At 40.0% G+C, this 4,922-nt stretch carries 5 protein-coding genes; 4 read left to right on the top strand and 1 reads right to left on the bottom strand.

Annotation, left to right across the window (positions count from 1 at the left end; all coding sequences use genetic code 11):
* Positions 1-21: 21 nt before the first annotated feature.
* Positions 22-1,359 carry a threonine synthase gene (gene thrC, locus VGA95_12135; protein ID HEX9667287.1) on the bottom strand — a complete coding sequence of 446 codons (1,338 nt, stop codon included), beginning with the start codon at positions 1,357-1,359 and terminating at the stop codon, positions 22-24.
* Positions 1,360-1,598: 239 nt separating this feature from the next.
* Here thrC and VGA95_12130 point away from each other — a divergent pair, with 239 nt between their 5' ends.
* The 4 genes from VGA95_12130 to VGA95_12115 are packed head-to-tail and all read left to right on the top strand — an operon-like array spanning position 1,599 to position 4,922.
* Complete coding sequence (locus VGA95_12130; protein HEX9667286.1) at positions 1,599-1,877, top strand: acylphosphatase; 279 nt, start codon at positions 1,599-1,601, stop codon at positions 1,875-1,877.
* A gap of 13 nt (positions 1,878-1,890) precedes the next feature.
* Positions 1,891-2,544: an MBL fold metallo-hydrolase gene (locus tag VGA95_12125; GenBank protein HEX9667285.1), complete on the top strand. Its 654-nt coding sequence runs from the start codon at positions 1,891-1,893 to the stop codon at positions 2,542-2,544.
* Position 2,545: 1 nt separating this feature from the next.
* On the top strand, positions 2,546-2,815 hold the full coding sequence (locus tag VGA95_12120; protein HEX9667284.1) for a septum formation initiator family protein: 270 nt from the start codon (positions 2,546-2,548) through the stop codon (positions 2,813-2,815).
* Positions 2,787-4,922, top strand: a complete 2,136-nt coding sequence (locus tag VGA95_12115) for a sensor domain-containing diguanylate cyclase (protein ID HEX9667283.1) — start codon at positions 2,787-2,789, stop codon at positions 4,920-4,922. Before VGA95_12120 ends, VGA95_12115 begins: the two co-directional genes overlap by 29 nt.

Genomic DNA, 4,922 nt, shown 5'->3' with positions numbered 1-4,922 from the left:
GGAACTAACATCCCACCCAAATTACGGGATGCTTATATTTTTAAAAATTGCTTCCTCTATCGCTCGATAATTATTGGGAAGCTCTACAGGCTTGTTCGCATATTTCGAGACGACTCCTTCAATTTCACCCCTATGATAGCCAATTTTAAATTCGACGAATTTAAGGCCATGTGCGGTGGAAATTAACACAATTCTATCATCGGGTTTAAATATCTTCCGCTGAAGGAGTTTTAGAAAAACTGCAATGGCAACACCCGTATGGGGACAGTTGAAAGTCCCCGTCCTATCAACAAGCGCTGCTGAGTCTGATAGCTCTGCCTCACTAGCCTGCTCAACGATCCCGTCAAAGACCTTAAGGGTGTTGATCGCCTTATTTACACTAACCGGATTACCAATTTGTATTGCGCTTGCAAGGGTCTTCTTTGCTTTAACAGGATGGAATTCTTCGAATCCCTTTAGGTAGCTTAAATATAGTGGGTTAGCATTCTGTGCCTGTGCGCAAACCAAACGGGGCAGTCTGTCAATTAGTCCAAGATCATACATAATCAAGAAACCCTTGCCTAGCGCGGATATATTACCGAGATTTCCCCCCGGAATGATCACCCAGTCCGGGACCTCCCAGTCAAACTGCTGGCAGAGCTCAATGCTCACCGTTTTCTGCCCCTCAATGCGCAGAGAGTTCATAGAGTTAGCAAGATAGATATTATGGTCATCACATATTCTTTGAACCATTTCCATGCAACCATCAAAATCTGTATCAATTGAAAGAACGAGGGCCCCATTGGCCAGCGGTTGGACGAGCTGAGCAATAGAAACCTTATCCTTAGGAAGAAAGACTATTGCCGGTATTCCCGCCGCAGCGCAATACGCGGCAAGGGCCGCTGATGTATCCCCTGTAGATGCACAAGCGGCAGCGGGGATCTCCTTACCATCCGCGATCATCTGTTTAACAACAGACACCAACACCGTCATCCCCAGATCTTTAAATGAACCGGTATGACTATTACCGCACATCTTAATCCAGAGGTCTTCAACTTTTACCTGCTTTCCAAATCTGTCAGCCCAGAAAAGGTTTGTAGCACCCTCATACATCGAAACAGTGTTGTTCTCCTCCACGTAGGGACAAACCCACTCCTTTTTGCCCCACACAGAGCTTCCATAGGGCCAAATTTGTCTTCTGTAGCGGTCATCAAAAAGGTCTTTCCACTGTTGTGAAGTCTTTCGGCGAAGAGAGTCCATGTCGTGCACTACTTCGAGTAAGTTTGAACACTTCACGCAGCGATAAATTATTTGATCTAGTTGATATTTTTCTTCACAGTCCTCATTTATGCATTGAAACCAAGCTTTATATTCGCCCATACCTTAAAACAAAATACATCTCAGTATAATAGGTGTCAACGCTGTTCGAAACAACAGCACTTTACAGTCGATGATTAAAGATTATCCGTGTACCGAAATCAGGCTAATTAAACATCCACGAAATTCTCCAAAAAATTAATCTCCGGTGACCTGCTTCCTCAAAACATCGATAAATATGGTGTGATCCCATACCATTTTGTTGACACTAATCGTACGTTTTGGTAACCTGAGCTTGGAGGATGGCTAAAGAAAGGGTCAACATCATAGTGCACGGGAGAGTCCAAGGTGTATTCTATAGAGCAAGGACTAAAGAAAAAGCAATAGAGCTTGACCTTAATGGATGGGTAAAGAACAGAATTGACGGCACTGTTGAAATCGTAGCGGAAGGTAAGAAAGAAGACCTCGAAAGAATGGTGGATTGGAGCAAACAAGGACCTAAGCACGCACATGTAACCAAGATCGAAGTCAAATGGCAGCCATTTATGGACGAATTCAGTGATTTCACGGTAAAATATTAATATAGTAAAAGCGATGAATGATATAATAATTAAGTGCATACCAGGTGGGAGCTTCCTAACAAACAGCTACATAATCGGTGATGGGGAAACTCTTGATGCTATCCTTATCGATCCCGGGAGCCAAGTGAAAGAAATTCTAGACGATATAGATAATTCGGGACTTATTGTTAAAAGAATAATAAACACTCACGCACATATTGATCATGCAGCGGGGGTTGAAGAAGCGAAGCAAGCGCTGGAAGCCGAATTCTACCTTCACCCTGAAGAAGAGCCGGTACTTAATGCACTGCCCGAGTCAGCAATGCGATTTCCCGAATTCTCGGGCGTCAAGGTACCCAAGATCGACAAATTTATCGAAGAGGGCGACGAAATACGAATCGGGAATTACACGGCCAGAGTAATTCACACACCGGGTCATACATTCGGAAGCATTTGCCTATTGATTAATGACCACGTAATTTCCGGTGACACCCTTTTTGCAGGAAGTGTTGGAAGAGTGGATCTAACGGGTGGAACGTCGATGCGTGAATTAGTTCGTTCTATAAAGACCAAACTTATGACGCTCCCAGATTCCTATAATGTTTACCCGGGCCATGGACCTTATACGACCATAGGAATCGAGAGAAGATCAAATCCGTTTATATCAGGCGATGTGATACTCCTATAACATGACAAAATTCATAGGCAAGACTATTCTTATTCTGGTATGCATTTCTCTCGTTGCATACACTTTCACAAAAGAAATTACAAAGGTGTATTCACTATACAGAGAAAATAATGAGATAAAGAAAAGAATAGAACGTCTAAAGACGGAAAACGAGAAGTTGCAAAAACAAATTACAATCCTCAACACTGAAATTCCTATCATAGAAAAGATTGCAAGAGAAGAGCTGGGGATGATTAAACAAAGTGAGAAGATTTATAAATTCCAAGAATAGTTTAAACCGACCTAAACACATCATCAAAAGGGTTTACACTCTTTTGTTATCGATCTTTACACTTACTTTACTATTCAAAAACGGTTTTCATACTTTAAACACATACTCATTAATCGCGGCAACTCTTTTGTCTGTTTCGACACTATATGTAATCTATACGTTTCTCAAAAAAGAAAGCACATCAGCGAACCCTTTAGTCAAAATTGAGACTGCACTTCTAATTACCCTGTGTCTAAACGTACTGGTACAAGCGGCAGGCAAAGATCTATTTCCATCTTTCTATATAGTTACACCTCTACTGTTTGCATATGCAGGATGGCAGGGGGCGACCCTGGCGACATTACTAATCATAGTCCTTCAATTAATTAACCCGCTTAATAATACAATCTTTTGGATTTTTCCTCTTTTTCTATCGACATATGGTTTAGGGTACGTATTAAGAAAAAACAGCTTTATGCCCACTAATATATTTAAGAATAATGAGAAAATTGAGCAAATAGAGATTCCAGGCATCTTCCACAATGTAAAAGATACAAAACTGAGCGAAAATGAACCTAATAAGCTCAAGGAAGTAAAAAGGGCAATAAATGAATCTTTAAGGCTACTGAAGGAATTTTTATCTTCTCATACCATCTTATTGTATTTAAAAAGAGAAGATGGGCTTTTTGAAATTGAAGATTTTACATCCGAAATTCCAGATTCCATAGATATAGGACAGAGACTAAACTTTCGGACCGGTTATTTTGGATGGGTGCTGAAAACCAATACACCCTTTACGGCTGAAAACTTGCGAAAGGGAGATAAAAATCTCTTCTACTACAAAAAAGAACTTCCAGTTAAATCCCTCTTTGCGATGCCAATTGTAATCGAGCGCGAAGAAGACCGAGGAAATAAATCAGAGGAACTAATTGGCGTGCTTGTTGTTGACAGTCTTGAGAAAGATGCGTTTGGTCAATCTGAAAAACATATAACATGTGTGATTTCGGACAGAATAGGAATGATTCTCGAAAACTTTAAACTATCACAAAAGGTATACACGAGTTATAAAGAACTCAATGCCATATACGGGTTTACAAAGAATCTCAACTCTACACAGGAAATTGATTATACATTTGACCACGTTTTAAAAACACTGGATAACTTCATGGAAGCCGATTTTCTCGGGATAACCCTTTCGAATGCTGAAATGAACAGTAGCGAACTGAAGAAGACATTAAACGTTGATTTAAAAAACTCAATTGAAACCACCATATTGCATCAAAACACCTTAATAGGCTTGGTAAATAAGAACAAAAAGATTCTATATTTCGATGATATTTCTTCAAGCCGCATTTATAGAAGCGTATTTGGTAAGGAAATTGATTTTGCATTGGGGATCAAATTAATAAAATCAATAATGGTCTGCCCCCTAGTACAAGCATCTGTTGATAGTAGCGCATATAGCGACAATATTTTGGGATGTTTAGTCATTGGCAGAAAAACTAACCTCCCATTTAACGAAAGGGAAAGGAGTTTAGTCAGCTATATTTGTCAGGAAACTACCAATGTTATTCAAAACTCAATTAACTATCTCAAAATAAAGGAACTTGCAATAAGGGATGGTCTGACCGGGCTTTACAATCGTAGCCATTTTCAGGAAATGTTATCTCATTCTCTTGATAGGTCCGATAGATATTCGGAGCAGGTCACGCTTATCATGATTGATGTCGATAACCTTAAGGATATAAACGATAACTATGGTCATAAGGAGGGAGATTGGGTTCTATCTTGCACTGGCAAAACGATTTCCAGATCCATCAGGAAAACGGACATTGCAGCAAGATACGGTGGGGACGAGTTCGCAATTGTACTTCCAAACACAGATAAAGAAAATGCGATAATTTTGACACAAAAGTTACAGGATAATCTGAGAAAGGCAATCTCGCCGAAAGATGCTGATGCACCTGATGTCACCTTCAGCTTTGGTGTTGCAACGTATCCTAATAATGCTTCTAGTAAGGACCTGCTAATTGAAAAAACCGACCGCGCACTTTACGATTCGAAACGGAAGGGAAGAAATAGATTTACTCATTATGAAGATATTGAGCTTAAAAAATCAGCAATGTAA

The sequence above is a fragment of the Thermodesulfobacteriota bacterium genome (genome assembly GCA_036397855.1).
Lineage (GTDB): Bacteria > Desulfobacterota_D > UBA1144 > Nemesobacterales > CSP1-2 > DASWID01.
The sequence above is the reverse complement of the archived record's forward strand: the minus strand, read 5'-3'. Positions and strand labels throughout refer to the sequence as shown.